Source organism: Nonomuraea terrae (genome assembly GCF_044465245.1).
Taxonomy (GTDB): Bacteria; Actinomycetota; Actinomycetes; order Streptosporangiales; family Streptosporangiaceae; genus Nonomuraea; species Nonomuraea terrae.
Genome location: NZ_JBITLL010000007.1, coordinates 732,928 through 758,776, shown reverse-complemented (window position 1 = coordinate 758,776; position 25,849 = coordinate 732,928). Strand labels below are relative to the sequence as shown.

Here is a 25,849-nt window from a genome sequence, read left to right as displayed (position 1 = left end):
CCACTACTAGTGCCACCTTGAGGCTTTTATCCCAGGATGTCCAGAAATTAGGACGGAATCGGTAAACATGCTTCTATCTGGTGAAACAGGCAATAGCAGAGTGCTCCACGAGGCCAAACGTGTCTCGCGGAACGATCAGGCATCAGGCACCTCAGTAACTCAGGTCCCGCCAGTCACCTCATTCCCCAAATCGGACATACATTACGTCCATCTGCGGTTGTCAAATTTTCACGATATAGCCGTAAACCGGCATTGCAACTACAAGTGTCATTTTCACGATAATGACCGGCAATTTGGTGCTACGGTCGATCTCTGTCGTGCGTCAGGCACACAGTCCCCGGGAGCAGAAGCCACCCGGTCCCCCCTGGCTCCATCCGAAGGGAGTCCCTGACATGAGGCTTGGCCGTTCCGCCAGGGCCGCCATCATCGGGTTCGCTTTGACACTCGGCGTCGCGGCGTGCAGCTCTGCCGGCACCACCACCGCGGCCCCACCCTCCGCGGCCGCCGCCGGAGGACTGGAGAAGACGCAGATCAAGGTCGCCACCCTGCCCGCCATCGACAGTGCCGCCCTTTACGTCGCCATCGACCAAGGGCTCTTTGAGAAGGAAGGTCTGGAGGTCACGCCGCAGGTGGTCCAGGCCGCACCCGAAGCCATCCCCATGCTGGTCAAGGGTGAGATCGACGCGATGTTCGGCAATTACGTGTCGATGTTCGCCGCCCATGACAAGCAGGCGCTGAAGCTGCGCATCCTGGCCGAGGGCTCTCGCGCAGCCCCCGACTCGCTCAGCATCATGGCCCTGCCCGACTCCCCCATCAGGACGCCGAAGGACCTGGAGGGCAAGACGATCAACGTCAACGTGCTGCGCAACTTCCAGGAGCTGGCCCTGGCTCAGGTCCTCAAGGCCAACAACGTCGACCCCGCCAGCATCAAGTACGTCCAGGTGACGTTCCAGAACATCATGCCCTCGTGGAAGGGCGGCCAGATCGACGCCGCCTACCTGGGGGAGCCGCAGGTCACCGCGGCCATCTCCACGATGGGCGCGCGCAAGATCCTCGACCCCGCCTCCGGGCCCGCCGCCGAGTTCCCGATCTCCGGCTACGTCAGCACCCAGGAGTGGCACGACGAGAACCCGAAGGTGGCGGCGGCCTTCCAGCGGGCCATCCACAACGCGGCCAAGCTCATGGAGAACAACCGTGAGGTGGTGGCCAAGGTGCTGCCGAACTTCACGCAGATCGACGCCGCGACCGCGGCCACCGTGACCTTCCCCTACTTCTCCAGCAGCGACAACCCGGTCCGCCTCCAGCGGGTGGCCGACTGGATGCTGGAGGCGAAGTGGCTGTCGAAGGCCATCGACGTCAAGTCCCTCATGTCACCCACCACCTCCGGGTGAGCGCTCAGACCCTGACCCCCGCCCGCCCGGCGTCACCGGCCACCCGCTGGTCGCGCCGGGCGGTCGGGGCGGTCGTGTTCGCCGCGCTGATCGAGCTGGTCAGCCGCACGGGGCTGGCCGATCCGGAGTTCCTGCCGCCCGCGACGGAGATCGTCGGGCGGGCGGTGACGCTGGTCGCCGATCCGGCCTTCCGTACGCACGCCCTGACGAGCCTGCTCGCCTGGGCGATCGGGCTCGCCATCGCGGCGCTGATCGCGGTGCCGCTCGGACTGCTGCTCGGCAGCGTGCCGCTCATCGACGCCGCCACGCGCTCGGTGGTGGAGTTCCTGCGGCCGATCCCGTCCGTGGCGCTGATCCCGCTGGTGGCGCTGGTCATCGGCACGGGGCTGCAGCACCGCGTGGCGCTGGTGGTCTACGCCTCGCTCTGGCCGATCCTCTACAACACGATGTACGGCCTGCGCGGCGTCGACCCGGTGGCCAAGGAGTCGCTGCGCTCGTACGGCTTCGGGCCGCTCGCGGTGTTGCTGCGCGTGTCGCTGCCGTCGTCGGCGCCGTTCATCGCGACCGGCGTCCGGCTGGCCGCCGGGGTGGCGCTCATCCTGACCGTCAGCACCGAGATCGTGGCCGGACGGGGCGAGGGCATCGGCGTGTTCATCTTCTTCGCCGGCATAGCCGTGCCCGCCCGGATGGCCGACATCCTGGCCGGGGTGTTCTGGGTGGGGCTGTTCGGCGTGCTGGTGAACGCCCTGCTGGTGGCCGCCGAGCGGCGGGCGTTCCACTGGCACCACGCCCAGCGCGGGGAGGCCGGATGAGAGGCATGCGGACGACCGCGTTCCGGATCACGGTGCTGGCCGTGCTCGTCCTGGTCTGGGAGGTGGCCACGTGGCTGGCGGACAGCGCGTTCTTCCCGCCGCCCAGCACGATCGTGACGCGCATGCACGCGATGTGGTTCTCCGGCCCGTTCACCACGTTGTTCCTGACCGACGCCGCCATCGGCGACATCCTGCCCAGCCTGGGCCGGATGGGGCTGGGCTTCGCGGGGGGCGCGCTGGCCGGGGTCGTGCTCGGGCTGGCGCTGGGGCTGTCGTCGCAGGTGTACGACTACCTCGACGGCGTGCTGCAGTTCCTGCGCGCGATCCCGCCGCCGGCCCTGGTCACCGTCTTCCTGGTGCTGTTCGGGTTCGGGCTGCGGATGCAGCTGGCGTTCATCATGTTCAGCATCGTCTGGCCGGTGTTGCTCAACACCGCCGACGGCGCCCGCTCGGTGGAGCCGCTGCACCTGCAGACCAGCCAGGTCTTCCGGCTCTCGCGCGCCGAGCGGCTGCTGCGGGTGGTGCTGCCGTCGGCGCTGCCCAAGATGTTCGCCGGGCTGCGGCTGGCGCTGTCGTTGTCGCTGATCGTCATGGTCTTCTCGGAGCTGCTGCCCGGCACCACGAACGGCATCGGCTTCCAGCTCACCAGCGCGTACGCGACCTTCGACCTGCCCGCCATGTGGGCCGGGATCGTGTTGCTCGGGGTCCTGGGCTATCTGCTCAACGAGGTGTTCCTGGTCGTCGAGCGGCGCGTGCTCGCGTGGCACCACGCCGCCCAGCACGTCGTGATCTAGAGTCTGGCCGAGCCGAGGAATCGCACCAGGTCGCCGACGCCCAGCGGCTCATTTTCCGACGGCGACGTCCGCGCGCTGGACGAACGCGAATCGTGGAACGTATGAGCGCGACGCATGGCAGGCACCCGCGCCCGCCGGTAAGATTGCGCCCAGAATGGGTTTACCTGACTGACATGTCCATCATTTCCCGCTCCGCTAGAGTCATTTCCGACTCCGGAAAGTTGCGGTTTCGCGGTCTCGCCCCCCAAGGACATCCATTGCTCGAGATAGCCAACCTTTCTCATGTGTACGGCGGCGGTACTCCCAACGCGCACCACGCCATCGAAGGGCTCAACCTGAGCGTCGCCGCGGGCGAACTACTGTGCATCGTCGGCCCTTCCGGCTGCGGGAAGTCCACGTTGCTGCGCTCCATCGCCGGCCTGATCAGGCCCACGGGCGGACAGGTCAGGATCGAGGGCCAGGTGGTCCGGCAGACGCCCGACAATCTCGCCGTCGTCTTCCAGGACTACAGCCGCTCCCTGTTCCCGTGGATGTCGGTCGAGGACAACGTGGCGCTGCCGCTGCGTCGCAGGAACATGGACAAGCGCCGGCGCCAGGAGGCCGCGAAGGAGGCGCTGGAGTCGGTGGGTCTGGCGGGCGCCGGCCGTAAATACCCGTTCCAGTTGTCGGGCGGCATGCAGCAGCGGGTCGCGATCGCGCGGGCGCTGGCGTACCGGCCGACGCTGATGCTGATGGACGAGCCGTTCGGCTCGGTGGACGCGCAGACCAGGGAGGACCTGGAGGACCTGGTGCTCAAGGTCCGCGGCCACCACCGGATGACGATCGTGCTCATCACGCACGACATCGACGAGAGCGTGTACGTGGGCGACCGCGTGGTGGTGCTGTCGAAGGCGCCCGCGCACGTGGTCGGCGACCTGAAGGTGCACCTGCCGGGGCCGCGCGACCAGATCTCGACCCGTGAGCACCCCGACTTCGTGCACCTGCGCGCCGAGGTCGGCCGCCTCGTCCGCGGCCACGCCACCGTCTGACGCCACCGTCCGACTCCCGCTGTCCGGCGGGGTGCGGGGATGGTTCAGGCGGCCGCGGCGACACGTGCGGTGTTGCGGCTGCCGGAGGCGGCGTGCAGGGTGTGGCCGGCGCGCGCGAGGGCGCGCGCCGACAGCGCCCAGAAGCCGGCTCGGAACGCGGAAAAACCCGGCACCCTCGTCCGGGTGCCGGGTCGACATTGCTTCACGATCTGACCAGCGGCGCGGCCTACACGGGCGTGTGCATGTGCCTGGTCAGGGCGTGCTCCACCAAGGTGATCAAGGTGGACTTCACCGACTCGCGCTGACGGGCGTCGAGCCGCACGATCGGGATGTGGCCGCCGATCGACAGCGCCTCCCTGATCTCCTCCTCCTGGTGGGCGAACTGGCCGTCCCAGCCGTTGATACCGATGACGAAGGGCAGCTTGGCCTCTTCGAAGTAGTCGATGGCGGGAAAGCTGTCGGCCAGGCGGCGGGTGTCGACCAGGACGACCGCGCCGATGGCGCCGCGTACCAGGTCGTCCCACATGAACCAGAACCGGTGCTGCCCGGGCGTGCCGAACAGATAGAGGATCAGGTCACGGTCGAGCGAGACCCGGCCGAAGTCCATCGCCACGGTCGTGGTCGTCTTGTTCGGCGTGAGGGAGACGTCGTCGACGTGGGCGGAGGCGTCCGTCATGACCGCTTCTGTGGTGAGCGGCAGGATTTCGGAGACCGCTCCCACGAACGTCGTCTTGCCCACGCCGAAGCCCCCGGCCACGACGATCTTCGTCGAGGTGAGGCCGGGGCTAGAGCCTGCGAAGTCCACTGAGCACCCTTTCGAGCAAGTTGAGGTCCGGCTTTCCCGCGTCCAGCGCAGGCTGGTGCACGCGGATCAGGCCCTCCGACGCCATGTCGGCGATCAGCACCCGGACCACGCCAAGAGGTTGGCGTAAAAGGGCGGAGATCTCGGCAACCGACCGGACGTTCCGGGTCAGCTGAATGATCGCCTGATACTCCGGACTTAGTAGGGAAATGTCTTGGTATTCCGATGTCACGGAGGACACCAGTGCCTCCATGGCGAACTTCATCCGCGGCGCGGTGCGCCCCCCGGTCACGGCATAGGGCCGTACCAGGGAGCTCTGCTTCTGCGAACGGGGAGCCGCCGGATGCGGCGGAGTGCTATCACCAGCCCAACCCTGCTGACCTGACACCATCTTCTCCTGTCATCGCCCGCTAGCGGGGGCGGGCCGCTTGCAGCTCGGCGCGCACGGCGGGCGTCAGCACCTGCCCGGCTCGCTCGACCAGCAAGGTCATCTGGTAGGCCACCAGACCCATGTCACAGTCGGGCGCGGCAAGGACCGCGAGACAGGAGCCATCGCTGATCGACATGATCATCAGCAGGCCGCGCTGCATCTCGACGACGGTCTGCGTCACCATACCGCCCTCGAAGACCCGGGCGGCGCCCTGCGTCAGGCTGATCACGCCCGACGCCACGGCGGCCAGCTGGTCGGCCCGGTCCTTGGGGAAGCCCTCGGAGTAGGCCAGCGGCAACCCGTCAGACGACACCACGACCGTGTGAGCGACGCCTGGCACGTTGTTCACGAAGTCCGTGATCAGCCAGCTGATACCACGCGCTCCCTGGCTCATTTCTCTCATTTGTCCTCCTCATACTCTTCTCCCCGGGTGAACGCCCGGCCTTGCCGGACACCCTGCTGGAAGCTGGAGAGCCGGCTGCGCAACCGTTCGGGCGAAATCTGTGGTGCCGGAGACGCGATCGGGGGCTCGGCGAGGCTGGCCGTTCCCGGCACCAGGTTCGCCTTGGGGACGCGGCGCGGCAGGCCGGACGCCGTCGTTCCGGACTGCTGGGGCTGGGCGGCGGCCTGCGCGGCCTGGAAACCGGAGTCCGCGGGCGAGGACCACGACGCTCCCGCACCCGACTGCCCGGGCTTGCGCTGCGGCAGCGACGACTTGCCCGATGTCCCGGCCGACGGTGCAGCGGACGGTGGCGCCGACGGCTCCGCCGGCACGGCCGGGTGGACGGCCGTGATCTCGTGCTCGCCCTCGGGCTCCCCGTCGAGACGCTGCCTGAGCACTTCCGGGTCCGGCTTGCGGAACCAGTCGGAGCCGACCGACGAGAAGATCGGCAGGAACTCCTCGCTCTGCTCCTCGATGGGCGAGTTGCGTACCACCGGCAGCGGGCCCGTCATGTCCTGCGAGGAGTAGTTGCCGGGACCGAACGGGTTCTGGGCCGTGCGACCGTTGAGGTCGTACTGGTCCGCGGGCTTGGGTTCGTCCGCGAACAGCGGACCGTAGGACTCGTCGGGCTGCGACTGCGGACGGCCGTCCGGGGCGAACAGCGACCTGCGCGGAAGCGGCTCGGAGAACGACGACCACTGCGGCTCGTCCTTGGACGGCGGCTCCGTCGAGAAGGACGGCCAGCGCGGCTCGTCGTCCTGCAGGGGCGGCGGCTGCTCGGCGAACGACGGCCACCGGTTGTCGGCGAACGGCGCCGGCTCGGCCGCGCGCGGCGCCTCTTCGGCGAACGACGGCCAGCGCTGCTCGCCGAAGGACGGCGGGGCGGCCGCGGGCGGGGCGTCGTCCGCGAACGACGGCCAGCGCGGCGCGTCCTGAGCGGGCTGCGGCGGCGCGTCGGCGAACGGCGCGGCCTGCGGCTGGGCGTCCGCGAAGGGCGACGGCTGCTCACCGAACGGCGAAGGCTGGGCATCGCCGAACAGCGAGGGCTGCGGCTCCCCGAACGACGGCCAGTTGCCCGAGCCCGGCGCGGGCACCGACTCCGGCCACTCCGTGTCGACGGCGGGGTTCGGGCCGTCGAAGGACGGGTGCGAGCCGTTCGGCCCGGCTTGCGTGAGCTGCCTCGGGTCGAACGTGGTGAACGCCTCGTACTGGCCCCCCTGCGGGGCCGTGCCCTGACCACCGCTGATGAGCACGTCGGGCAGCAGCACCATGGCGCTCAGACCGCCGCCGTCGCGCTGGCTGAGCTGCACGCGGATGCCGTGGCGCAGCGCCAGGCGGCCGACCACGAACAGGCCCATGCGCCGGGAGACCGACACGTCCACGACCGGCGGGTTGGCCAGGCGCCAGTTGGCCTCGGCCAGCTCCTCCGGGCTCATGCCGATGCCCATGTCGTTGATCCCGATCAGCACGCCGCCCTCGGCGGGCGCGCTGGTGACCTGGACCTTGCTCTCGCGCGGCGAGAACGAGATGGCGTTCTCGATCAGCTCGGCGAGCAGGTGGACGGCGTCGGTGACGGCGGGGCCGACGATGAGCGTGCCGGACGGGATCTGGATCTGGACCCGTTCGTAGCCCTCGACCTCCGACAGCGAGGCGCGGGCGATGTCGACCAGCGGCACCGGCTCGCTCCACTTGCGCGCGGCCTCCTGGCCGGCGAGGACCAGCAGGTTCTCGCTGTTGCGGCGCATGCGGGTGGCCAGGTGGTCGAGGCGGAACAGGTTCGCCAGCCGCTCCTCGTCCTCCTCGCCCTGCTCCAGGCCCTCGATGAGCTGCAGCTGCCGTTCGACCAGCGTCTGGCTGCGGCGGGAGAGGTTGACGAACATGGCGTTGACGTTGGCGCGCAGCTTGGCCTCGTCGCCGGCCAGCCGGATCGCCTCGCGGTGGACCTCGTCGAACGCCCGCGCCACTTCCCCGATCTCGTCTCGGGTGTTGACGCCGATCGCCGGCACTTCGGGGATCTGCGCGCCTTCACCCGACTCGCGCAGGATGCGGACGGTCTCGGGCAGCCGGGTCGTGGCCACCTGGAGCGCCTCGGCGCGCAGCCGGCGCAGCGGGCGGACCAGCGAACCGGCCACCCGGGTGGTGATGATCAGGACGAGCAGCAGCAGCACGAGGATCAGCGCGCCGGAGATGATGGCGTTGCGCTGCTCGGTGTCGCTCAGCTCGCGGGTGGCGCCCACGATCTCGGTGGCCAGGGCGTCCTCCACCTTGCGGACGGCGTTGCCGGTCTCGGTGGTGGCCTCGTACCAGGAGTTGAGGTCGCGCCCGGAGGCCGTCAGAGGAGTGGTGACGTCGAGGTCCACGATCTTGTCGAACTCGCTCACCTGCGCCAGCGCGCGCTGGCGCATGGCGTCGGCGAGGTCGACCTGCGGGCCCTTGACGTTCTGCCGGTACTCCTGGAGGTCCTCGGCGTCGGCCTCCGACTCGAAGTTCGCGAGCTCGGTCTGCTGGCTGTTCCAGGAGCCGAGGAAGTCGGCCCAGTCGGCGCTGTCGACCCTGCGCTGCGCCAGGGTGACGATGAGGATGATCTGCTGCTTGGACAGCTCTTCCTTCATGCGCTGGAGCGAGCCCAGCGCGGCCACGTCACCCTGCAGGTCGTCGTCGCTCACGCCGTCGCCCAGGTCGCCCTGGACCGAGGAGAACACGTCGATCATCGTGCCGTACGTGCCGATGGCGGCGCGCGGCGGCACGTTGCCGACCATGGACTCGCGCAGGCTGTCGAGACCGTCGAGCCAGCGGCGCATGTTCTCCACGCCGTCCTGCACGCGGACCGAGTGGGTGGCGTCGATGACCGTGGCCGCGTCGAGCGCCTGCTGCTTGGCCCGGTCGGTGGCCTGCCGCTGGGTCTTCAGCTGCACGAAGCGCTGGGCCCTGCGGCGGTCGGCGACGTACCACGCGGTGAGCGTGCGTTCCTTGCCGAGCTCGTGGTTGAGCGCGCCGATGCGCTGGACCAGCTCGGCGACCTGGCTGAGCCGGCGGTATTCGGCACTGGTGCCGATCGCGTTGGCCAGCTGCACGCCCGCGAGCAGCACACCCACGACGGTGGGAATGAGGATCAGCGCGATCAGCCTGGAGCGCACACGCCAGTTCCCCAGCTGGAACCGTCCGCCTGTGTACTCCCCTGACTTCGTGTGCCTGGGGTTTTCCGTCCTCACTGACTCTCGCAACCTCTCGCCGGTACGTGCTCGAAAAAAATCAGACACGCGTGGGGCGCATGGGATTCTGTCCGGCTGGGTAATTGGAACACAACCCGTACCAGATCGGCCAACCGAACATATCCCATCACATGCGTCCAAAGAGGCACTTTGGTCGCATAACGCCGTACACGTTTTCAGGCGGGCCGGAACGAATCCCGCTCGGCCGGTGCCGCGTGCTTCACCATCAGGTGCCGGGTCACCGAATACTCCTGCACCGCTTCCTGGCTCATGTCCTTGCCGAACCCGCTGCCCTTCACGCCGCCGTGCGGTGCCTCGCTGGCGATGGGGAGATGGTCGTTGACCCAGGTGACACCCACGTCGAGCCGGTGCGAGACGCGCATGGCGCGGGCCACGTCACGTGACCACACCGACGAGGCAAGACCGTACCTCGTGTCGTTGGCGAGTCTGACCGCCTCGTCCTCGCCGTCGAACGGCAGGGCCACGAGAACCGGACCGAAAATCTCCCCCTGGACGATCTCGCTGACCTGGGCGGCGTCGGCCACCAGGGTGGGCGGGTAGAAAAAGCCGGGGCCCCCGATTGGGGAGCCGCCCTGCAACACGCGCCCGGAGGCCCGCGAGACGAAGCCGTGCACCCGATCGCGGTGCGCCGAGGAGATCAGCGGGCCGATGTCGGTCGCCGGGTCCCAGGGGTCGCCGGCGGTTATGCCGGCGAGAGTCGCTCGAAGCGCCTCCACCGCGTCGGCGTAGACCTCACGGGCGACGTAGACGCGGGTGGCCGCCGTGCAGTCCTGCCCGGTGTTGTACGTCGCGCCCATGGCCACGCCGCGGGCCATCTCCGCCAGGTCGGCGTCCTCGAACACCAGCGCCGGCGCCTTACCGCCGAGCTCCAGGTGGACCCGCTTGAGGGTGGCGGCGGCGCCGGTCATCACGGCCCGCCCGGTCTCGGTCGAGCCGGTGACGCTGACCATGTCGACGCCCGGATCGGTGACCAGCGCCTGGCCGACCTCCGCGCCGCCGGTGACCACCCGCACGAGCCCGGCCGGCGCGCCCGCCTCGGCGAACAGCTCGGCCAGCCGCAGCGTCGTACGCGGCGTCTGGGGGGCCGGCTTGATCACCACCGCGTTGCCCGCGGCCAGCGCCGGGCCCACCTTCCAGATCGCCATGACGAAGGGGAAGTTCCACGGCGCGATCGACCCCACCACCCCGACGGGGCGGCGCAGCATGACCGAGGTGTAGCCGGCGCTGAACACCCCGGCTCCCGAGCCCTCCAGAGAGCGCGCGGCGCCGGCGAAGAAGCGCAGGTTGTCGGCGGCGAACGGCAGCTCGCCGTCGCGGAACACCGCCGCCGGCTTGCCGGTCTCCTCCACCTCCAGCCTGGTCAGCTCCTCGGCCGCGGCCTCCACGAGGTCGGCGGTCCGCAACAGCACCCGCGCGCGTTCGCCCGGGGTGGCCTGCGACCACTCCTCGAACGCGGCCCGTGCCTCGCGTACGGCGGACGCCACGCCCTCGACCGGCGTGTCCGGAATTTCGGCACACGGGAGCCCGGTGGCGGGGTTGATCAGTTCACGCATCGGAAGACTTCGTCCTTCGGATCTTGCTACTGGCCGAGCTGCTCGATCAGGTCGGCGGCCTTGCGCAGGCCGTCGCGACGCCGGATCTCCTCGCCCGCGGCGGCGAGCCTCTCCCGCAGCTCGGTGTCGCCGAGCAGGCGGTCGAGCGCCCCCTTGAGTTCCTCGTCGGTGAAGGCGTAGGTGGAGAGCCTGACGCCGTAACCGAGCTCATCGACCCTCTGGGCGTTGTCGTACTGGTCCCAGAACAGCGGCAGCAGGATCATCGGCTTGCCGAAGTGCAGCGCCTCGGTGGTCGTGTTGTTGCCGCCATGGGTGATGACCAAGTCACACAGTGGAATGATCTTAGTCTGCGGAAGGAACTCCGCGCCCCACATGTTGTCGGCGAGCTTGATCTCCTCGTGCAGCGGGCCCTTGGAGACGATGTACTGGTGCGGGGTCGTGGCCAGCACGTCGATCACCCGCTGCATCAGCTCCACGTCGGAGGAGCCGAGCGAGCCGAGCGAGAAGTAGACCAGCGAGCCCTCATTGCGCTGGAACGGCAGCGTGAACTGCTCGTCGGTCTCACGCACCGAGGAGTCGAGGCGGTGCCACGTCGGGCCCAGCGGGCGGGCGTCGGTGTAGTCGATGATCTCGGGGTAGACGTAGAGGTTCAGGTCGCCCTCGTGGATGAAGTCGAGGTCGGGCAGCGGCGCGGTGCCCTGCTCGACGCACCACTCGTTGAAGGCGGTCCACAGCTCGCGGTGGGTGCGGTCGTACTCCGCGCGGAAGGCGTCCCACTCGGAGCGGTCGCCGGCGGGCAGGCCGGAGAAGACCGGCGGGATGTTCTCGCCGCGCACCTCCAGCGGCTGGCAGGAGACGATGCGGACGAACTTCTTGCCCGCGGTGAGCAGCGCCGGGAACGTCAGGACGTTGTCCTCGACGATCACGTCCGGGTTCACCCGCTCGATGATGGCCTTGAGCTGCGGCTCGCAGTACTTGGCGCCGTCGATCAGCTCGGCCCAGATCGGCTTGGTGACGGTCTCCAGCTGCTCCCGCGTGCTCTTGCGGTACTCGGGCGCGGTCTCGCGGATGAAGTCCTTCCAGAACTGGCCCGCGTCCTGCTCCTCGGCGTCCTCGGGCGGGGGCGCGAGGTCCACGAGGTCCTCCTCGAAGCCCAGCGCCTCGAGCTTGCCCTTCCAGGACGACTCGGCGGCGAAGACGACGCGGTGGCCGCGGCGGCGCAGGATGTCGCCGATGCCGATGCAGTTGTTGGTCGGGCCGTAGGCGCTCTCCGGCATGAACAGGATCGTGAGTGACATGGCAACTCCGGGGGGACTCATCGATTTGAACAGGAATTCAAAAACGGATCTAGCGTGAAGGTCAAGTAACCGGCACTATGGTCACGGCTAACTGAACTGAAGCCCAACGAGTGAAGGTGGTGGTGGTGGCTCAGCGCAAAAGCCGTAGCGACCGGCGCATCGACTTGATCGACGCCGCGCGCAGGGCCATCATCCGCCATGGCGTCGACGGCGTGCAGCTGTCGCACGTCGCCGAGGAGGCCGGTCTGACCTCCGGCGCCGTGCTCTACCACTACCCCGACCTGCGGGAGCTGCTCGTCGAGGCGCAGCACGCCGGCATGGAGCGTTTCTACGAGCAGCGGCTGCGCCAGCTCGCCAAACTCACCGACCCGGTCGAGAAGCTCGTCGTCACGATCCGCTCGGGTCTGCCGACGGGGCCGCTCGACCCCGACGTGCGTCTGCTCAACGAGCTGGGCGGCGCGGCGGGCCGCAACCGGGTCTACGGCGTGCTGCTCACCTCGCTCTACGACCGCCAGGTGTCGATGTACCAGGCGATCCTGGACACCGGGGCGGCGCTCGGGGTCTTCCGGCTGAGCGCCGACTCCGTGACGATCTCGCGCAACCTGGTGGCCCTGGAGGACGCCTACGGCTACCGCATCACCGCCAGGCACCCGCTGATCGGCCCCGACGAGGCGGCCGAGCTGATCCTGTCGTACGCGCGGGCGGCCACGGGCAACGACCTGGCTCACTGATCGACCGCCATGACGACCGCGTCGCGCGCCTCCCAGCGCACCTTGACCTTGGTGCCCTGCCGCACCGCGGCGGCGCCCTGCACGGCGACGAGCACCGGCTTGGCGTGGCCGGGGACGTCCACGGAGACGTGCGAGACGCCGCCGTAGAAGCTGACGTCCAGCACGCTGCCGGCCAGGCCCCTGGTGGCGTTCTCGTCGGCCAGCTCGATCTTCTCCGGCCGGACCGCGAGCAGCGCCTGCCGCCCCGCCGTCAGCTCGGTGAGCGGCGTGCCGGGCAGCATGCCGAACTGCTCGCTCCTGATCCCGTCGAGGCCGCTCGTGGTGCCGGAGAAGAGGTTGTTGGCGCCGACGAAGTCCGCCACGAACGGCGAACGCGGGCGCTCGTACAGGCTGATCGGCTCGTCCACCTGGCGGACGCTGCCGCTGTCGAAGACCGCGATGCGGTCGGCCAGCGACATGGCCTCCTCCTGGTCGTGCGTGACGACCACGAACGTGATGCCGACCTCGCTCTGCAGCCGTTTGAGCTCCAGCTGCATGTCGGCGCGGACCTTCTTGTCCAGGGCGGACAGCGGCTCGTCGAGCAGGAGCAGGCGGGGGCGCTTGACGATGGAGCGGGCGAGCGCGACCCGCTGCCGCTGACCGCCGGAGAGCTGGGCCGGTTTGCGCCCGGCGTGCGCCGACAGGCCGACGGTCTCCAGCACCTCGCCGACGCGCTGCTTGATCTCCTGCCGGGGCAGGCGCTCGCGCTCCAGCCCGTACGCGACGTTCTTGGCCACCGTCATGTGCGGGAACAACGCGTACGACTGGAACATGAGGCTGATCGGCCGGCGGTTCGGCGGGCGGGACAGCAGGTCCTCCCCGTCGAGCGTGACCTTGCCGGCGTCGGGCGTCTCGAACCCGGCGACGATGCGCAGCAGGGTGGTCTTACCGCAGCCGGAGGGCCCGAGCAGGGCGAAGAACTCACCCTGCCCGATCTCCAGCGAGACGTCGTCGAGCGCGATGACGTCTCCGAACCTGCGGGAGACCCCGTCAATCCTGAGCACGCGGCTCCCTCTCCCCGATCTTGGTCAGGCGCTGACCGGCGATCACCGCCGTGAAGCTCACCAGGAGCAGGATCGCCGCCAGCGCGTTGATCTCCGGGGTGACCCCGAAGCGAACCATGGAGTAGATGACGATCGGCAGCGTCGGATCGTCGTTGCCGATCGTGAAGAACGCGATCACGAACTCGTCCAGCGACAGCGTGAACGCCAGCAGCGCGCCCGCGACGATGCCCGGCGCGAGCTGCGGCAGCGTGATCTTCATGAACGTCGTCACCGGCCCGGCGCCGAGGTCCCGCGAGGCCTCCTCCAGCGAGGTGTCGGACCCGGCCAGCCGGGTGCGGACCACCGCCGCCACGAACGCCATCGCGAACAGGGCGTGCGCCAGCACCACCGAGTACAGGCCGAGCGTCGACTGGACCATGCCGTAGAAGACCAGCAGCCCGATCCCGAGCACCACGTCCGGCAGCACGGCCGGCATCAGCGCGACCGAGTCGAGCAGCTTGGACCTGGTGTGGCGGGCCAGGCCGACGGCCAGCAGCGTGCCGAGCACCGTGGCGATCACCGTCGAGCCGGCGGCCACCATGAGCGTGTTGACCAGGCCGTCCCTGACCCGCTCGTCGCCGGCCAGCTCGCCGTACCACTTGAGGCTGAAGCCCTCGAAGGTGTACGCCGACTCGCCGGCGTTGAAGGACATGACGACCAGCACGGCGATCGGCAGGTACAGGAAGACGTAGGACGCCCAGAACGGGACGTACAGCAACTTCGACCTACGCACGGCGGGCCACCCACGACTGCGCGACGAGCAGGACCACCAGCACCACGATGAGGGCCAGCGCCAGCGTCGCGCCGAACGGCCAGTCGCGCGCCTTGAGGAACTGGTCGCGGATCAGGTTGCCCACCATGATCGACTTGCTGCCTCCGAGCATCTCGGGGATGACGAAGTTGCCGAAGCTGGGCACGAACACGAACAGGCTGCCGGTCAGCACGCCCGGCATGGTGAGCGGGAGCGTGACCTTCCTGAACGTGGTGAACGCGGAGGCCCCGAGGTTGGACGAGGCCTCCCTGAGCTGCGGGTCGAGCCGGTCGATCGCGGCGTACAGCGGCAGCACCATCAGCGGCAAGTACGAGTACAGCAACCCCGTGACGATCGCACCCTCGGTGTAGAGCACCTCCAGCGGCCCCAGCCCGAACACCTTCAGCGCGCTGTTGACCAGCCCGGGGCCGCTCAGCAGCATGATCCAGGCGTAGACCCGGATGAGGAAGTTCGTCCAGAACGGCAGCACGATCGCCACCAGCGCGATGGTCTTCCACTTGCGCGGCAGCCGGGCGATCACGTAGGCCGTCGGATAGCCGATCAGCAGGGCGATCAGCGTCGTGAGGGTCGCGATCTTCAGCGAGTCGACGAGCACGCCCAGGTAGAGCGGGTCGACGAGCCGCTCGAAGTTCTCGGCGGTGAACTCGTAGACCACCCCGCCGAACCGCCCGCGCCGGAACACCGTGGTGCTCAGCAGCAGCGCCAGCGGCACCAGCATGAACACCACGAGGTACGCCAGCCCGGGCGACAGGAACACGAACGCGCCCAGCCGGCGTCCGCGTGCGCGGTTCACCGGCCGGGCCTTGACCTCGGACTTCACTACAACGACAACTACTTCGCCTGGACGTCGGCCGACAGGCGGGTGTACTTGGTGGACGCCTCGCCGAGGTCGATGATCGACTCACCGTTGAGCAGCTCGGCGGGCGAGATGCCGAGCAGCGAGCCCTCGGCGATCTTCACCCGGTCCATGGCGGCCTTATTGGGCACCTTGTAGTTGATGTTCTCGGCCGCCCAGCTGTGCACCTCGGGGTCGAGGATGTAGTTGATGAGGGCGTGCGCGGCCTCCTTGTTCTTGGAGGACTTCATGATCACCATGGTGTCCACCCAGAGGTCGCTGCCCTCCTTCGGCACCACGAACTTGATGTTGCCCGACTTGTCGGTGGTCGGGCACCAGCCGTCCCACGCCTCGACCATGAGGGCCTCGCCGGACAGCAGGCGGTCGCCGAAGGTAGTGTCGTCGTAGGTGAGCAGGTGGGGCTTCTGCGCCATCAGAAGCTCCTTGACCTTCTCGATCTCGTCGTCCTTGTCGGTGTTGACCGAGTAGCCGAGGGCCTTGATGGCGGGCAGGGCCAGCCAGCGCTCGGTGGTCATCATCGTGACCTTCTTCTCAGCCCAGGCCGGGGGCTTCAAAATATCGTTCCAACTCGTCGGCGGAGTCTTCACGAGGTCGGATCGGTAGCAGATGCCGGTGGTGCCCCAGGTGTAGGGCACGGAGTACTTGTTGCCCTTGTCGTAGGAGAGCTGGGTGGCCTCGGGGTAGAGGTTGGCCAGGTTGGGGATCAGCTCGGGGTGGATCGGCTCCAGCAGACCCTGCTCGTTGAGGGCCTGGGCATACTGGCCGGACACGAACGCCACGTCGATGCCGCTGTCACCGGAGGCGGTGAGCTTCGCCATCGCGGTCTCGTTGGTCTCGTGCAGCTGGATCTTGATGTCCTGGACCTTGAGCTTCTCCTTGACCCGCTGGGCCAGCTCCTCGGGCAGGTAGCCATCCCACACTGTCACTGCGAGGCTCTGCTTGCTGAGGTCTGCGTTGGGCTTGAGCTGTTCGGCCGTCACCGTCGTTGAGTTGGAGCCTGACGACGACTCACCCCCGCACGCCGCTACGGCGAGCGCGAGGCCGACCACCGCCATGGTGGCCGGGAGACGACGGGTGAACCGGGTACGGGACACGGCCGCTACTCCTTCTGAAATTAGCGATGTAAGAGGGGTCGCGCGACCTTACCGGGCACGGCAGACCAGAGATGGAGTGTTGCAGCAGATATCAACATCGGCAAGACTTTTCCGGACATTGCTACCAGGATGTTTGGTTCTTCAGTTGAATTGGGATTCAATAACCAGCCGCTTGATCTCACTCGGTGAGAGGCCCCTCACGGCCCGAGATCGCGGGCTCTCCACAGCCCTTGTCGGGGCGCTGGCGGACGACCCGCCGCCGCCGTTCGCGGTCCGGCGATTTCTGCCGTTGCCCACTTTCTCGCACACCGGGGGTGCTCGCGACACTGGGGTCCCAGGTGAACGGGACTTCGGGCCGCACGTGGACCAGACAAACCATTCGGTTGTCGTGGGCGAGAGCGTGGTCGTGAAGTGGCTGACCCCACCCGCGCCGCTGCCTCATCCGGCACTGGACATTTTCCCGCATCTCGTCGCGGCGCAATTCCGCGGCACCGCGCCGCCGTACGCGGCGCTGACCGCGGAGCTGGACGGCCGCGAGCACCTGCTGGCCCTGGTGACGGGCTATCTGCCCGAGGCGAGGGACGGCTGGGAGTGGTGCGTGGACGAGGCGGAGGCCGGCCGCACCGCCTTCGCCTCCGACCTCGGCCACCTCACCGCCGACCTGCACCTCGCCCTGTCCACGTTCCCGGAGCCCGGCGATGCCGGCCCCAGCGACGCCGGCCCCAGCGACGCGGGCCCGATCGACGCGGGCGGCCGGGCGGAGGGGGCGCTCGCCGAGGCGCTCGACCTGACCGGCGGTGAGGACGGCGCGTGGCTGGCCTCGCGCGCCGGCGCCCTGCGGCGGGATCTGGCCCCACTGGCCGCCCCTGTCGGCACCCCGCTGATCCGGATCCACGGCGACCTGCACGTGGGCCAGATCCTCCGGTGGCGCGACGGTTACGCGGTCATCGACTTCGACGGCAACCCCACGGTCGCCGGCGCGGACCTGCGCCAGCCGGCCGCCAGGGACGTCGCCCAGCTCACCACCAGCCTCGACCACGTGGCCCAGGTGGCGATCAAGCGCAGGTCCGTCCCGTTCGCCCGGGCCACCGCGTGGGCGGGCGCGGCACGGGCGGCGCTGCTGACCGCCTACCGCGACCGGCTGGCCGAGCGGAGCCGGCCCGGCCTGCTGGACGAGCGCCTGCTCCGCCCCTTCGAGGTGGAGCAGGAGTGCCGCGAGCTCATCTACGCCGCCCGCCACCTGCCCCGCTGGCGTTACGCCCCCATGGGCGTGCTGCGCACCTGGTACCCAGAGGAGAAGATTTCGTGAATTCCGAGCTCTACCTGTCCGACCTGGAGGCCAAGCCCGAGTCGCTGGCCACGCTGGCCGGCGTGCTGCGGGCGGAGGATCCGTTCGCGGGGCTCCCCCGGGACGTCCGCCGGGTGTTGTTCCTCGGCATGGGCAGCTCCCGGTACGCCGCCGGCGTGGCCGCCCTGCGCCTGCGGGCCGCCGGGGTGGACGCCCACGCCGAGTACGCCTCGGCCGCCGCGAGTTTCCCGCCCGCCGCCGGCACGCTGGTGATCCCGATCTCGGCGACCGGCACGAGCCGCGAGACGCTGGACGCCACGGCCCGCTACACCGGCGGAGCGGCCTTCCTGGCCGCGCTCACCAACCGGCCGGGATCGCCGCTGGCCGAGGCGGCCGACCTGGTGGTCCCCATGCACGCGGGCGAGGAGCGCGGCGGCGTCGCCTGCCGGACGTTCCAGCACACCCTCGCCCTGCTGCTGGCCCTGGAGGCCCGCCTCACCGGCCGCGACCGCGATGTGCCGGCCCTGCTCGACAAGACGGCGCAGGCCACGGCCGACCTGCTCGACCGCAGGGACGAATGGCTGCCGCCGGCCATCGAGCTGCTCGACGGCCCGCACGGCGTCTACACGATCGCGCCGGCCGAGCGCCTGTCCTCGGCGGAGCAGTCCGCGCTGATGTTCCGCGAGGGCCCGCGCCGCCCGGCGGACGCCTGCGAGAGCGGCGACTGGTCGCACGTGGACGTCTACCTCACCAAGACCCTGGACTACCGCGCGCTGCTCTTCCCCGGCTCCCGCTACGACGACCAGGCCCTGGACTGGGTACGCGAGCGCGGCTCGACGGTGGTCGCCGTCGGCGCGGCGGTGAAGGACGCCGCGGCGGTGATCCGGTACGCGCACGACGACGACCCGGACGTCGCCCTGCTGACCGAGACGCTGGTGGCCGAGCTCGTCGCCGCGACGTGGTGGGACTGAGCGCTCAGCCGAACCGTACCGACATCGCGTGCTCGACCAGCGTGATCAGGGTGTCCTTGACCGCCTGGCGGGCCCGCGCGTCGGTGCGGACGATCGGCACGTGCGGCGAGAGCGTCAGCGCCTCCCGCACCTCGCTCTCGATGTGCGGGAACTCGCCGTCCCAGCCGTTCAGCCCGACGACGAACGGGATGCCGGTGTCCTCGAAGTAGTCGACCGCGGGGAAGCTGTCGGCCAGCCGCCGCGAGTCGACCAGCACCACGGCGCCGATCGCGCCGCGCACGAGGTCGTCCCACATGAACCAGAAGCGGTGCTGGCCCGGGGTGCCGAACAGGTAGAGGATCAGGTCGTCGTCGATCGAGACCCGGCCGAAGTCCAGCGCCACGGTGGTGGTCGACTTGCCGGGCGTGTGGGCGAGGTCGTCGACTCCCACGGAGGCGTCGGTCATCACCGCCTCGGTGGTCAGCGGCGTGATCTCGGAGACGGAGCCCACGAACGTGGTCTTGCCGACGCCGAACCCGCCCGCCACGACGATCTTCGTGGAGGTGAGCCCGCTAGAGCCTGCGAAGTCCACTGAGCACCCTTTCGAGCAGGCCCCTGCCGGTCGGGCCCGCCTCAAGCTGCGGCTGGTACACCCGGACCAGCCCATCGGCCTCCATGTCGGCGACCAGCGCCCGCGTCACCCCGAGGGGGACGGCGAGGAGCGAAGAGATCTCCGCCACGGATCGCACCCGCCGGCACAGCTCACTGATGGCGCGGTGTTCGCGGGTGTAGGTCGTGCCGAGCTGCGCCGAGGTCGCCGACGATACCAGGGCTTCCACGGCAAGATCATCCGGCTCCCCGTCCTGCCACGGCCTCATCACCACGGGCGCCTGGCGGACAACTCCGCGCGCACGGCCGGAGTGAGCACCTGACCTGCGCGTTCGACCAGGATGGTCATCTGGTACGCGACCAGGCCCATGTCGCAGTCAGGTGTGGCCAGCACCGCCAGGCTGGAGCCGTCGCTGATCGACATCACCAGCAGCAGGCCGCGGTGCATCTCCACGATGGTCTGCACGACCGCTCCGCCCTCGAACACGCGGGCCGAGCCATGGGTGAGGCTCACGAGCCCGGCGGCGATGGCGGCGAGCTGGTCGGCGCGGTCTTTCGGGAACCCGCGGGAGAACGCCATGGGCAGGCCGTCCGCGGAGACCACGACGGCGTGCGCCACGCCGGGAACCTCGTCGACGAAGCCGGAGACCAGCCAGTTGAGGTCTCTGGCGGCCTGGCTCAGCTCCTTCATGAGCCCTCCACAAGCTCGTCTTCTCGGTCACGCGCCCGTATCAGAATTTAGACCAGCAATAGCGGTAATTTCACCCCACTCTTCGAAGCCGCCGATGCGGAAATAAACCTTTAACATGATAAATGTCCACCAATGAGCGTTTGGCACGTTCCAATACAGATCTCTGAACGATCACGCCGTTGAGGATTTCGCTATTCACGACATATGTTGAGCGCGGCGACGAGGAGGCGGGCGTGGGAGATTCTCCCGACAGCGCGGCGATCACGGTCGAGGGCCTTTGGAAGATCTTCGGACCCAGAGCCCGTGAAGTGCTGGACGGCGACGACCGGCACCTCGATCCCGCCGCGCTGAGGGAGAAGACCGGCTGCACCGCCGCCGTCCGTGACGTGAGTTTCGCCGTACGGCCCGGCGAGGTCTTCGTGGTCATGGGCCTGTCGGGCAGCGGGAAGTCGACGCTCGTCCGCTGCCTGACCCGGCTGATCGAGCCGAGCGCCGGCTCGATCACGATCGGCGGCGAGGACGTCCGCGCCGCCTCCCCCGCCCGGCTGCGCGAGATCCGCCGCCACCGGGTCAGCATGGTCTTCCAGCACTTCGGCCTGCTGCCGCACCGCAGGGTGATCGACAACGTCGCGTACGGGCTGGAGATCCAGGGCGCGACCAGGGCCGAGCGCCACGCGCGGGCGGCGGAGATCCTCTCGCTCGTCGGCCTCGACGGCCACGCCGACGCCTACCCCGACCAGCTCTCCGGCGGGATGCAGCAGCGCGTCGGCCTGGCCCGCGCGCTCGCCGTGGATCCGCAGGTGATGCTGCTGGACGAGCCGTTCAGCGCGCTCGACCCGCTGATCAGGCGCGACATGCAGGCCGAGGTGGTGCGGCTGCACCGCGAGGTCGGCAAGACGATGGTCTTCATCACGCACGACCTGTCCGAGGCGCTCAAGCTGGGCGAACGCATCGCGATCATGCGGGCGGGCGCGATCGTGCAGGTCGGCACGGCCGAGGAGCTGGTGGGCGCGCCCGCCGACGACTACGTGGCCGATTTCGTCCGCGACGTGCCGCGCGCGAACGTGCTGACCCTGCGCTGGATCTGCCGCGATCCCGAGCCGGGCGAGCCGCTGGACGGGCCGGAGTTACCCGCCGGCACGCGGGTCGCGGACGCCATCGGCGTCGCGTCGGCCTCCTCCCGGCCGATCAAGGTCGTGGCCGGCGGCGAGCTGGCCGGCGTGGTCGACCGCGTGGACCTGCTCGCGTTCCTGGCGGGTCAGGACACGCCCGCGCGGGCGACCGCATGAGCAGCACGGCCGTCAGCGCGGCCGCCGGGCTCCGGCTGCCGAGATGGGCGGTCCCGGCGGGGGTGGCGGTCGTCCTCGCGGCGGCGTACGTGGTCTTCCGCGGCACGGCGACGCTGCCGCACGACGACGAGGCGCCGCAGTTCCTGGCCGTCACCGAGCTGCGCGAGTGGATCGACGACCACCGCAACGACAACCCGCTCTTCCTGTACTTCCTCAACTACATCCGGCTGTTCGTGGGCGCGCTCCACACCCTCTTCCAGAGCGTGTTGCACGCTCTCGGCTGGCCGGGGATCACCGGTGTCATGGGGGCGCTGGCCTGGCTCGCAGGCGGGTGGCGGGTCGCGCTGGTCGCGGTCGCGGGCGTGAGCGCGTTCGGGGTGCTCGGGTTGTGGGAGTCGAGCGTGGACACGCTGGCCCTGGTCGGGGTGGCGGTGCTGCTGTCGCTGGCGATCGGGGTCCCGGTGGGAGTCTGGGCGGGGCTGTCCGCCCGTGCGCGCCGTGCGGTCACCCCGGTGCTGGACGTCATGCAGATCATGCCGACGTTCGCGTATCTGGCGCCGCTCGCGTTGTTCTTCCACATCGGCGCGCCGGCCGGGGCCATCGCGACGATGATCTACGCGATCCCGCCGGCCATCCGCATCACCGCGCTGGCCGTCTCGGAGGTCTCCCCCACGGCGGTCGAGGCGTCGGCCTCGCTCGGGGCCACCCGCCGGCAGACGTTGGTCAAGGTCCACCTGCCGCTGGCCAGGTCCACGATGGCGCTGGCGGTCAACCAGACGATCATGATGGCGCTGTCCATGGTCGTCATCGCGAGCCTGATCTCCGCGCCCGGCCTGGGCGGCGACATCATCCGCGGCCTGTCCCGCGCCCAGGTCGGCATCATGCTCCCGGCCGGCGTGGCCATCGTCGTCATGGCGGTGGTGCTCGACCGCATGACGATGGCCCTGGTCGACAGGGACCCGCACGCCCGCCTCCGGCGGCTCGACCTCCTCTCGGCCGCCGTGCCGGCCGCCGCCGGAGTCGCGCTCATCCCCGTGCTGCCCCGGGTCTGGCCCGAGAGCCTCACGATCAACGTGGTCGCCGAGGTCAACCAGGCCGTGGCGTGGGCGGAGACGAACTGGTACGCGGTGACCACGTTCGTCAAGGACGCGACCACGTACGCGCTGCTCAACCCGCTGGAGTCGCTGCTCACCTCGGCCCCCTGGTGGCTGGTCGCCCTCGCGGTGCTGACGGTCGCCTGGCGGGTCAGCGGCCCGCGGCGCGCCCTGACGGCGCTGGCCTGCCTGCTGGGGATCGCGCTGCTCGGCGTCTGGGAGCACACCATGCAGACGATGACCACGGTCGCCGTCGCGGTGCTGCTGACGCTGACGATCGGGCTGGTGCTCGGGGTGGCCGCGGCCCGCTCGCCGCGGTTCTCGGCCGTTCAGCGTCCGCTGCTGGACGCCGCGCAGACCATGCCCGCGTTCGTGTACCTGCTGCCCGCGCTGGCGCTGTTCGGGACGACGAGGTTCACGGCGATCTTCGCCTCCGTCGTCTACGCGGTGCCGCCGGTGGTGCGCCTGGTCGAGGACGGCATCAGGGCCGTGCCCGCCCCCGTCGTCGAGGCCGCCGTCGCCACAGGCTCGACGCCGGGACAGCTGCTGTGGAAGGTGCAGCTGCCCATGGCACGGCCGGCGATCCTGCTGGCGGCCAACCAGGGCATCGTGATGACGCTGGCCATGGTGGTCATCGGCGGTCTGGTCGGGGCGGGGGCCCTCGGCTACGACGTGGTCAGCGGTTTCTCCCAGCGGACGGACTTCGGCATGGGGTTCGTGGCAGGCGTCGCGACCGTCCTGCTAGGGATCATGCTCGACCGCATCACGCAGGGCGCCGACAGGCGTCCGTCCCCCCGAAAGAGGAAAGTGACATGAAGATTCGCCTGCTCGCGGGCCTCGTCGCCCTCGGGCTCGCCGCCACGGGCTGCGGCGGGGCCACGGTCGACGGCACGGCCGGCTCCTCCGCCCCCACCGGCGGGGCCGGCGCCTCCGCCGGTCCGTCCGGCACCGTGAAGATCGCGATCAACCCGTGGGTCGGGTACGAGGCCAGCGCGAACGTGGTGGCGTACCTGCTGGAGAACGAGCTCGGCCACGACGTCGAGCTGCCGGAGATCAAGGAGCAGCTGGCCTGGGAGGGCTTCGAGACCGGCGACGTCGACGTCATCATCGAGAACTGGGGCCACCCCGACCTGAAGAAGCAGTTCATCGAGGAGAAGAAGGTCGCGGTCGAGGCGGGCTCGACCGGCAACAAGGGCGTCATCGGGTGGTACATCCCGAAGTGGATGGCCGACGAGTATCCCGGCATCACCGACTACCGCAACCTCAACAAGTACGCCGAGCTGTTCCGGACCTCCGAGTCGGGCGACCAGGGCCAGCTGCTCTTCGGCGACCCGTCGTACGTCTCCAACGAGGACGCCCTGATCAGGAACCTCAAGCTGGACTACAAGGTCGTCGTGGGCGGCAGCGAGGCGGCCCTGATCAAGAGCGCCCAGCAGGCGCAGGAGCAGCGGCGGCCGCTGCTGTTCTACTTCTGGGACCCGCACTGGTTGTTCAGCGAGACCGAGCTGGTCCGGGTGAATCTACCGCCGTACACCGAGGGTTGCGACGCCGACCCGAAGAAGGTCGCCTGCGACTACCCGGAGATGGACCTCGACAAGATCGTCAGCAAGCGGTTCGCGGACACCGGGGGCAAGGCGTACGAGCTGGTCAAGAATTTCTCCTGGACGAACGAGCACCAGAACGCCGTCGCCGACGACATGACCAACGGCGGGATGACGGGTGAGCAGGCGGCCAAGAAATGGGTCGAGGCCAATCCCACGGTATGGCAGGCGTGGATCCCGAAATAATCCGATATTACGGACTACCGAAATCTCGATAAGTGCCCTTATGGGTTCCCTGCCGGAAAAAACCGGAAATGTTGGAGAGGGCGTTCCGTGATGAAGCACAGCACCCCCGGGACGCCCGGGAAATCGCCCACAGGTGTTTCTCTGCAGCCGTGGCGACGGTGAAAGGACTGGGTCCCCCGTTGAGGTTCGATTTCGTCATCGTGGGCGGCGGCTCGGCCGGCTGCGCCCTGGCCAGCCGGCTCAGCGCCGACCCTTCGACCTCGGTACTCGTGCTGGAGGCCGGGCGCCCCGACTACCTGTGGGACGTCTTCATCCACATGCCGGCCGCGCTGATGTTCCCGATCGGCAGCCGCTTCTACGACTGGAAGTACGAGTCGGAGCCGGAGCCGTTCATGGGCGGCCGACGGGTCTACCACGCCCGCGGCAAGGTGCTGGGCGGCTCCAGCAGCATCAACGGCATGATCTTCCAGCGTGGCAACCCGCTCGACTACGAGCGCTGGGCCGCCGATCCCGGCATGAAGCAGTGGGACTACGCGCACTGCCTGCCGTACTTCAAGAGGATGGAGAGCTGCCTGGCCGATCCCGGCACGCCGTTCCGCGGCGACGCGGGGCCGCTGAAGCTGGAGCGCGGCCCGGCCCGCGGGCCGCTGTTCGAGGCGTTCTTCGAGGCGGTCCAGCAGGCCGGCCACCCGCTCACCGACGACGTGAACGGCTTCCGCCAGGAGGGCTTCGCCGCCTTCGACCGGACCATCCACCGGGGGCGGCGGCTCAGCGCGGCCCGCGCCTACCTGCATCCGGTACGCCGGCGCCCCAACCTGACCGTGCGGACCCGCGCGTTCGTGGAGAAGATCCTCTTCGAGGGCACGCGGGCGGTGGGCGTGCTCTGCGACGGCGAGCGGATCGAGGCCGGCGAGGTCGTCCTCTGCGGCGGCGCGATCAACAGCCCGCAACTGCTGCAGGTGTCGGGGGTGGGCCCGAGAGCGCTGCTGGAGCCGTTGGGGATCAAGGTGGTGCACGACCTGCCGGGCGTGGGCGAGAACCTGCAGGACCACCTGGAGGTCTACGTCCAGCACGCCTGCACGCGGCCGGTCTCCCAGCAGCCGTCGCTGGCGTGGTGGCGGCGACCGTTCATCGGCGCGAACTGGCTGTTCCTGCGGCGCGGCCCGGGGGCCACCAACCACTTCGAGGCGGGCGGGTTCATCCGCTCCAACGACGACGTGGCGTACCCGAACCTGATGTTCCACTTCCTGCCGATCGCCGTGCGCTACGACGGCTCGGCCCCGGCCGGCGGGCACGGCTACCAGGTGCACATCGGGCCGATGTACTCGGACGCGCGCGGCTCCGTACGGATCAGGTCGGCCGATCCGCGGCACAAGCCCGCCCTGCGCTTCAACTACCTGTCCACCGAGCAGGACCGCAGCGAGTGGGTGGAGGCGGTCCGGCACGCCAGGAAGATCCTCTCCCAGCCCGCCTGGGCCGGCCTGGACGGCGGCGAGATCTCCCCCGGGCCGGAAGTGCGGACCGACGAGGAGATCCTCGCCTGGGTCGCCGAGGACGGCGAGACCGCCCTGCACCCTTCCTGCACCTGCCGGATGGGCACCGACGGGATGTCGGTGCTCGACCCCGACACGCTGCGCGTGCACGGCCTCGACGGCCTGCGCGTCGTGGACGCCTCCGCCATGCCGTACGTCACCAACGGCAACATCTACGCCCCGGTCATGATGCTCGCCGAGAAGTCCGCCGACCTCATCCTCGGCAACACCCCGCTGCCCCCCGAACCCGTGGAGTTCTACCGGCACGGCGCGAGCTAGTGCCGGGTATCG

The 25,849-nt window shown here is 69.4% G+C and carries 25 protein-coding genes; 11 read left to right on the top strand and 14 right to left on the bottom strand.

All coding sequences use genetic code 11. The annotated features are described in order from the left end of the window. Window positions 1–392 precede the first annotated feature (392 nt). The 4 genes from ACIBP6_RS37650 (at window position 393) to ACIBP6_RS37635 (ending at window position 4,025) form a co-directional block, all read left to right on the top strand. Window positions 393–1,391 carry an ABC transporter substrate-binding protein gene (locus ACIBP6_RS37650; protein ID WP_397058778.1) on the top strand — a complete coding sequence of 333 codons (999 nt, stop codon included), beginning with the start codon at window positions 393–395 and terminating at the stop codon, window positions 1,389–1,391. Beyond that, window positions 1,388–2,203, top strand: a complete 816-nt coding sequence (locus ACIBP6_RS37645) for an ABC transporter permease (protein ID WP_397058776.1) — start codon at window positions 1,388–1,390, stop codon at window positions 2,201–2,203. The genes ACIBP6_RS37650 and ACIBP6_RS37645 overlap by 4 nt, the downstream gene beginning before the upstream one ends. Beyond that, window positions 2,200–2,997 carry an ABC transporter permease gene (locus ACIBP6_RS37640; protein WP_397058774.1) on the top strand — a complete coding sequence of 266 codons (798 nt, stop codon included), beginning with the start codon at window positions 2,200–2,202 and terminating at the stop codon, window positions 2,995–2,997. The genes ACIBP6_RS37645 and ACIBP6_RS37640 overlap by 4 nt, the downstream gene beginning before the upstream one ends. Window positions 2,998–3,254: 257 nt before the next feature. Beyond that, the gene (locus tag ACIBP6_RS37635) at window positions 3,255–4,025 is read left to right on the top strand and encodes an ABC transporter ATP-binding protein (protein ID WP_223190058.1); all 771 of its coding nucleotides are present in this window, start codon (window positions 3,255–3,257) and stop codon (window positions 4,023–4,025) included. Between the two features lie 44 nt (window positions 4,026–4,069). Here the strand turns inward: ACIBP6_RS37635 and ACIBP6_RS37630 are convergent, their stop codons facing one another. The 7 genes from ACIBP6_RS37630 to ACIBP6_RS37600 form a co-directional block, all read right to left on the bottom strand. Next, the gene (locus ACIBP6_RS37630; protein WP_397058772.1) at window positions 4,070–4,198 is read right to left on the bottom strand and encodes a hypothetical protein; all 129 of its coding nucleotides are present in this window, start codon (window positions 4,196–4,198) and stop codon (window positions 4,070–4,072) included. 53 nt (window positions 4,199–4,251) lie between these two features. Continuing rightward, a complete protein-coding gene (locus ACIBP6_RS37625) occupies window positions 4,252–4,830 on the bottom strand; it encodes a GTP-binding protein (protein ID WP_111179477.1) in 579 nt (192 codons plus the stop codon). Beyond that, complete coding sequence (locus ACIBP6_RS37620; protein ID WP_246074932.1) at window positions 4,811–5,218, bottom strand: DUF742 domain-containing protein; 408 nt, start codon at window positions 5,216–5,218, stop codon at window positions 4,811–4,813. Before ACIBP6_RS37620 ends, ACIBP6_RS37625 begins: the two co-directional genes overlap by 20 nt. Window positions 5,219–5,237: 19 nt before the next feature. Further along, window positions 5,238–5,660, bottom strand: coding sequence for a roadblock/LC7 domain-containing protein (locus tag ACIBP6_RS37615; RefSeq protein WP_449595838.1), 423 nt, complete (start codon window positions 5,658–5,660; stop codon window positions 5,238–5,240). Next, window positions 5,657–8,836: a sensor histidine kinase gene (locus tag ACIBP6_RS37610; RefSeq protein WP_397058769.1), complete on the bottom strand. Its 3,180-nt coding sequence runs from the start codon at window positions 8,834–8,836 to the stop codon at window positions 5,657–5,659. Before ACIBP6_RS37610 ends, ACIBP6_RS37615 begins: the two co-directional genes overlap by 4 nt. A 251-nt stretch (window positions 8,837–9,087) precedes the next feature. Then, window positions 9,088–10,485 carry an aminobutyraldehyde dehydrogenase gene (locus ACIBP6_RS37605; RefSeq protein WP_397058767.1) on the bottom strand — a complete coding sequence of 466 codons (1,398 nt, stop codon included), beginning with the start codon at window positions 10,483–10,485 and terminating at the stop codon, window positions 9,088–9,090. A gap of 26 nt (window positions 10,486–10,511) precedes the next feature. Next, a complete protein-coding gene (locus ACIBP6_RS37600; RefSeq protein ID WP_397058765.1) occupies window positions 10,512–11,783 on the bottom strand; it encodes a glycosyltransferase in 1,272 nt (423 codons plus the stop codon). Between the two features lie 125 nt (window positions 11,784–11,908). Here ACIBP6_RS37600 and ACIBP6_RS37595 point away from each other — a divergent pair, with 125 nt between their 5' ends. After that, window positions 11,909–12,514 carry a TetR/AcrR family transcriptional regulator gene (locus ACIBP6_RS37595; protein ID WP_165969780.1) on the top strand — a complete coding sequence of 202 codons (606 nt, stop codon included), beginning with the start codon at window positions 11,909–11,911 and terminating at the stop codon, window positions 12,512–12,514. Here the strand turns inward: ACIBP6_RS37595 and ACIBP6_RS37590 are convergent. The 4 genes from ACIBP6_RS37590 to ACIBP6_RS37575 are packed head-to-tail and all read right to left on the bottom strand — an operon-like array spanning window position 12,508 to window position 16,318. Then, the gene (locus ACIBP6_RS37590) at window positions 12,508–13,557 is read right to left on the bottom strand and encodes an ABC transporter ATP-binding protein (protein WP_397058763.1); all 1,050 of its coding nucleotides are present in this window, start codon (window positions 13,555–13,557) and stop codon (window positions 12,508–12,510) included. The genes ACIBP6_RS37595 and ACIBP6_RS37590 overlap by 7 nt on opposite strands. Next, window positions 13,544–14,329, bottom strand: coding sequence for an ABC transporter permease (locus ACIBP6_RS37585; RefSeq protein WP_132613779.1), 786 nt, complete (start codon window positions 14,327–14,329; stop codon window positions 13,544–13,546). The genes ACIBP6_RS37590 and ACIBP6_RS37585 overlap by 14 nt, the downstream gene beginning before the upstream one ends. Next, window positions 14,322–15,188, bottom strand: coding sequence for an ABC transporter permease (locus tag ACIBP6_RS37580; protein WP_397058760.1), 867 nt, complete (start codon window positions 15,186–15,188; stop codon window positions 14,322–14,324). The genes ACIBP6_RS37585 and ACIBP6_RS37580 overlap by 8 nt, the downstream gene beginning before the upstream one ends. An 11-nt stretch (window positions 15,189–15,199) precedes the next feature. Next, a complete protein-coding gene (locus tag ACIBP6_RS37575) occupies window positions 15,200–16,318 on the bottom strand; it encodes a spermidine/putrescine ABC transporter substrate-binding protein (RefSeq protein ID WP_397058758.1) in 1,119 nt (372 codons plus the stop codon). Window positions 16,319–16,706: 388 nt separating this feature from the next. Between ACIBP6_RS37575 and ACIBP6_RS37570 the strand changes: the two genes are divergently transcribed. Both ACIBP6_RS37570 and ACIBP6_RS37565 read left to right on the top strand, forming a co-directional pair. Next, the gene (locus ACIBP6_RS37570) at window positions 16,707–17,627 is read left to right on the top strand and encodes a hypothetical protein (RefSeq protein ID WP_397058756.1); all 921 of its coding nucleotides are present in this window, start codon (window positions 16,707–16,709) and stop codon (window positions 17,625–17,627) included. Continuing rightward, window positions 17,624–18,577, top strand: a complete 954-nt coding sequence (locus ACIBP6_RS37565) for an SIS domain-containing protein (RefSeq protein ID WP_397058754.1) — start codon at window positions 17,624–17,626, stop codon at window positions 18,575–18,577. Before ACIBP6_RS37570 ends, ACIBP6_RS37565 begins: the two co-directional genes overlap by 4 nt. 4 nt (window positions 18,578–18,581) lie before the next feature. Here the strand turns inward: ACIBP6_RS37565 and ACIBP6_RS37560 are convergent, their stop codons facing one another. Genes ACIBP6_RS37560 through ACIBP6_RS37550 form a run of 3 tightly spaced genes read right to left on the bottom strand, consistent with a single transcriptional unit; the run spans window position 18,582 to window position 19,856 of the window. Further along, window positions 18,582–19,148 (bottom strand): GTP-binding protein, encoded by a 567-nt coding sequence (locus tag ACIBP6_RS37560; protein WP_246074934.1) that lies wholly within the window; start codon window positions 19,146–19,148, stop codon window positions 18,582–18,584. After that, the gene (locus ACIBP6_RS37555) at window positions 19,129–19,395 is read right to left on the bottom strand and encodes a DUF742 domain-containing protein (protein ID WP_397058752.1); all 267 of its coding nucleotides are present in this window, start codon (window positions 19,393–19,395) and stop codon (window positions 19,129–19,131) included. The genes ACIBP6_RS37560 and ACIBP6_RS37555 overlap by 20 nt, the downstream gene beginning before the upstream one ends. Window positions 19,396–19,433: 38 nt before the next feature. Further along, on the bottom strand, window positions 19,434–19,856 hold the full coding sequence (locus tag ACIBP6_RS37550; RefSeq protein WP_132613789.1) for a roadblock/LC7 domain-containing protein: 423 nt from the start codon (window positions 19,854–19,856) through the stop codon (window positions 19,434–19,436). 233 nt (window positions 19,857–20,089) lie between these two features. Here ACIBP6_RS37550 and ACIBP6_RS37545 point away from each other — a divergent pair, with 233 nt between their 5' ends. The 4 genes from ACIBP6_RS37545 to betA all read left to right on the top strand — a co-directional run bounded on the left by ACIBP6_RS37545 (window position 20,090) and on the right by betA (window position 25,837). After that, the gene (locus ACIBP6_RS37545; RefSeq protein ID WP_246074936.1) at window positions 20,090–21,145 is read left to right on the top strand and encodes a quaternary amine ABC transporter ATP-binding protein; all 1,056 of its coding nucleotides are present in this window, start codon (window positions 20,090–20,092) and stop codon (window positions 21,143–21,145) included. Continuing rightward, the gene (locus ACIBP6_RS37540) at window positions 21,142–23,055 is read left to right on the top strand and encodes an ABC transporter permease (protein ID WP_397058750.1); all 1,914 of its coding nucleotides are present in this window, start codon (window positions 21,142–21,144) and stop codon (window positions 23,053–23,055) included. The genes ACIBP6_RS37545 and ACIBP6_RS37540 overlap by 4 nt, the downstream gene beginning before the upstream one ends. Continuing rightward, on the top strand, window positions 23,052–24,026 hold the full coding sequence (locus ACIBP6_RS37535; RefSeq protein WP_397058748.1) for an ABC transporter substrate-binding protein: 975 nt from the start codon (window positions 23,052–23,054) through the stop codon (window positions 24,024–24,026). The genes ACIBP6_RS37540 and ACIBP6_RS37535 overlap by 4 nt, the downstream gene beginning before the upstream one ends. 179 nt (window positions 24,027–24,205) lie before the next feature. Beyond that, window positions 24,206–25,837: a choline dehydrogenase gene (gene betA / locus ACIBP6_RS37530; protein WP_397058746.1), complete on the top strand. Its 1,632-nt coding sequence runs from the start codon at window positions 24,206–24,208 to the stop codon at window positions 25,835–25,837. Window positions 25,838–25,849: the final 12 nt, after the last annotated feature.

Coding starts and splice junctions, on each gene's coding strand:
- ACIBP6_RS37605 (WP_397058767.1), bottom strand. CDS start 10,485: ATGCGTGAACTGATCAACCCCGCCACCGGGCTCCCGTGTGCCGAAATT.
- ACIBP6_RS37615 (WP_449595838.1), bottom strand. CDS start 5,660: ATGAGAGAAATGAGCCAGGGAGCGCGTGGTATCAGCTGGCTGATCACG.
- ACIBP6_RS37540 (WP_397058750.1), top strand. CDS start 21,142: ATGAGCAGCACGGCCGTCAGCGCGGCCGCCGGGCTCCGGCTGCCGAGA.
- ACIBP6_RS37650 (WP_397058778.1), top strand. CDS start 393: ATGAGGCTTGGCCGTTCCGCCAGGGCCGCCATCATCGGGTTCGCTTTG.
- ACIBP6_RS37550 (WP_132613789.1), bottom strand. CDS start 19,856: ATGAAGGAGCTGAGCCAGGCCGCCAGAGACCTCAACTGGCTGGTCTCC.
- ACIBP6_RS37600 (WP_397058765.1), bottom strand. CDS start 11,783: ATGTCACTCACGATCCTGTTCATGCCGGAGAGCGCCTACGGCCCGACC.
- ACIBP6_RS37620 (WP_246074932.1), bottom strand. CDS start 5,218: ATGGTGTCAGGTCAGCAGGGTTGGGCTGGTGATAGCACTCCGCCGCAT.
- ACIBP6_RS37640 (WP_397058774.1), top strand. CDS start 2,200: ATGAGAGGCATGCGGACGACCGCGTTCCGGATCACGGTGCTGGCCGTG.
- ACIBP6_RS37535 (WP_397058748.1), top strand. CDS start 23,052: ATGAAGATTCGCCTGCTCGCGGGCCTCGTCGCCCTCGGGCTCGCCGCC.